Raw genomic sequence first — 2,924 nt, forward strand, 5'->3', positions numbered from 1 at the left:
AAGCCCGGGCTTCACCGCTACTTTAACGGCTAGACGGTACAGCGCTCCCGCGTTACCCGTGCGTATGGAAACGAGCTGCGCAGGCCAGAAAGCGACGCATAAGCTACTGCCACCAAAAGGCCAAGTGCGGGCCTTTCGGTGGCAGTAACTTATGCTCTGCTTTCTAAACGGCCTGCTCCGCTCTCTAACAAAAAGCACCCACCCCACAACCTTCCAGCGCCATGCGCCGTGCCTACGATTGTGAGGTGAGTGCCTAAGCCGACCGCCCGACGACGGACCGACCCAATAGCTATTTAATTAATAAGTTATTTACGATACTACACAAGCGCATTTTGCTTGTCAATGGCCGCCCGCTAAATTACCTGTGGCTCCGGCCGCCGCAACAACCGCACCCGGTACACCGCGTCAATCTGCTTTAACTTCCCCAGCAGCTCCGCGTCCTGCGCCCCAGTGAACTGGTTAACGTCAATAATACTGTACGCCACGTCGTCCCTTGCCGCGTTGCTCATGCCCTCAATGTTAATTCCCCGCTGCGCCAACATGGTCGCAATCTGCCCAACCATGTTCGGCTTGTTTTGGTGCATCAGCGTCAACCGGTACTGCGTCGTGAACGGCACCTGCAACGTCGGCAGGTTCACACTGTGGTTCACGTTCCCCGTCTCCAGGAAGCTCATGATGGTCTGCGCCCCCTGCACCGCGCCGTTCGCCTCCGCCTCGAGCGTCGAGCCACCAATATGTGGCGTCACCACCACATCATCGCGCCCCAGGATCACGTCGTCGCCAAAATCGGTCAGGTACTGTCGCAGCCGGCCCTCGTCCAACGCGTGCACCACGGCTTTGTTGTCCACGATGCCACCCCGGGCAAAGTTGAGGAGGACGCTGTCCGGCCGCATCATCGCCAGCTCTGCCGTGCTAATCATCCCCGTGGTTTCCTCGTTTTTCGGTACGTGCACCGTCACGTAGTCCGCGTTCGCCAGCGCCACCGCCAACGTCCGTGCCCGTACGGTGCTCGTGGGAATATGCCAGGCGTCGTCCGCCGACAGGTACGGGTCGTAACCCACCACCTTCATCCCCATATCGCTGGCCGCGTGGGCAACCAACGCCCCCACGTGCCCCACGCCAATGACTGCCAACGTTTTGCCCATCAACTCGGTGCCGTTGAACTTAGTTTTGTCGTGCTCCGTCCGCGTCGAAATGTCGGCGCCGCTATTGTGGCCGGCGTACTCCGCTGCCGCAAAGACGTTGCGGGCCGCCGCCACCAGCATCGTGATGACCAGCTCCTTAACCGCGTTGGCATTGCTGCCGGGGGTGTTGAACACCGCGGTACCGTTCGCCGTCGCCAAATCCAACGGAATGTTGTTGAATCCCGCGCCGGCACGCGCAATGACCTTCAAAGCAGCGGGCAAAGTCGCGCCGTGTAAGTCCACCGACCGGATCAGGTACGCGTCCGCGGCGTCCGTCTGGTTGACCGCGTAATTGTTAGTAAACGAATCGAGTCCCACCTGTGCAATGGCGTTAAATGTCTTTACTTGAAACATAATCAGTCCTCCTGTACGCGTCTACGCGTGATCCTTTTCAAAGTGGTATAAGCAATCGATCAACGCGTCCACTGCCGCTAGTGGTAGCGCGTTGTACAAACTGGCGCGCAGGCCGCCCACGCTTCGGTGGCCCTTCAGGTTCATCAAACCCGCCGCCTGGCAGGCCGCAATGACTTGCGCATCCAAATCCGCGTCGCCCGTCATAAACGGTACGTTGGTGAGGGATCGCGCGTTGGAGGTAACTGGGTTGTAAAACAACTTTGATTCATCCAGAAAGTCGTATAGTCGGCCCGACTTTTCCCGGTTGCGCCGCTCCATTTCGTCCACGCCGCCCTGCTCGCGCAGCCACTGCAGCACCAACCCGCACGCGTAGATTGCGAAAACTGGCGGGGTGTTATACAAAGAATGCTTGTCCATAAACAACTGGTAATTCAACATGCTGGGCAAGTGCGACACTTGGTGAACCAGGTCGCGCCGAACGATAACAATCGTTACGCCGGCGGGGCCCAAGTTCTTCTGTGCTCCCGCAAAGATGAGGCCAAAGTCGCGGACGTTATACCGTTCGGCAAGAATGTTGGACGACATGTCCCCCACCAACGTGGTTCCGTTTGTCGCGGGTAACTGATGGAACGCCGTGCCCTCGATTGTATTGTTCGTGGTGATGTGGAGGTAATCGTACGTGCCGGCGGTTAATGGGTGTGCCAACTCCGGGAGTGTGTGGTAATGGTCAGCTTTGGTACTGCCAACCACGTCCACTTTGAACCCCAGACTGGTCGCTTCGTCGCCGGCCCGCACCGCCCAGTGACCGCTGTCGAGCAACGCAATGCGCTGGTGCGTGGTGGCGAGGTTCAAAGGTGCGGCGGCAAACTGACCGGTGCCGCCGCCCTGCATCCACAGAACGGCGTAATCGTCGGGAATATCCATCAGCGCCCGCAAATCGGCCTCCGCGCGCTCAATAATGTCGGTGAATGCAGCCGAACGGTGAGAAATTTCCGTGATGCTCATTCCGGAACCACCGAGTGATGGCAGTTCGCGCTGAATCTGGTTGATAACCGGTTCCGGCATGACGGCCGGACCGGCGGCAAAGTTGTATGTAGGCATGATGCTACCTCCTTTGGGGGTGTGTGCGTTAGTGGCGGGGAAATAGGTTTGAGGCCTGGGATGGGGTTTGGGGCGGAGAGTTGGACGGGAAACGCGCTACGCAGAAAGCGACGCATAAGCTACTAACACCAAAAGGCCAAAAATGGGCTTAACTGCAGCCGCAATTATAGTAATCCATGTCGCTTGACACGCAACTGTTCTCGTTCTGGCTACGGACAAAACAGTAACCACGACAATGTCCCGGAGGTGCTCCCGTGTTACTCGTGCGTATGAAAACGAGCTGCG

At 58.2% G+C, this 2,924-nt stretch carries 2 protein-coding genes; both read right to left on the minus strand.

Translation table 11 applies throughout. The features are described 5' to 3' along the window. Positions 1-353: 353 nt before the first annotated feature. Entirely contained in the window at positions 354-1,538 is a 1,185-nt protein-coding gene (locus LPA02S_RS11180) for a phosphoglycerate dehydrogenase (RefSeq protein WP_054651035.1), read from the minus strand. Positions 1,539-1,559: 21 nt separating this feature from the next. Further along, a complete protein-coding gene (gene serC / locus LPA02S_RS11185; protein ID WP_054651037.1) occupies positions 1,560-2,639 on the minus strand; it encodes a 3-phosphoserine/phosphohydroxythreonine transaminase in 1,080 nt (359 codons plus the stop codon). Between the last annotated feature and the right edge of the window lie 285 nt (positions 2,640-2,924).

Origin of the sequence: Lacticaseibacillus pantheris DSM 15945 = JCM 12539 = NBRC 106106, assembly GCF_001591865.1 — a bacterium.
Lineage (GTDB): Bacteria > Bacillota > Bacilli > Lactobacillales > Lactobacillaceae > Lacticaseibacillus > Lacticaseibacillus pantheris.

Excerpts from the sequence above, each read along its gene's own strand:
- LPA02S_RS11180 (WP_054651035.1), bottom strand. The coding sequence starts at position 1,538 with ATGTTTCAAGTAAAGACATTTAACGCCATTGCACAGGTGGGACTCGAT.
- serC (WP_054651037.1), bottom strand. The coding sequence starts at position 2,639 with ATGCCTACATACAACTTTGCCGCCGGTCCGGCCGTCATGCCGGAACCG.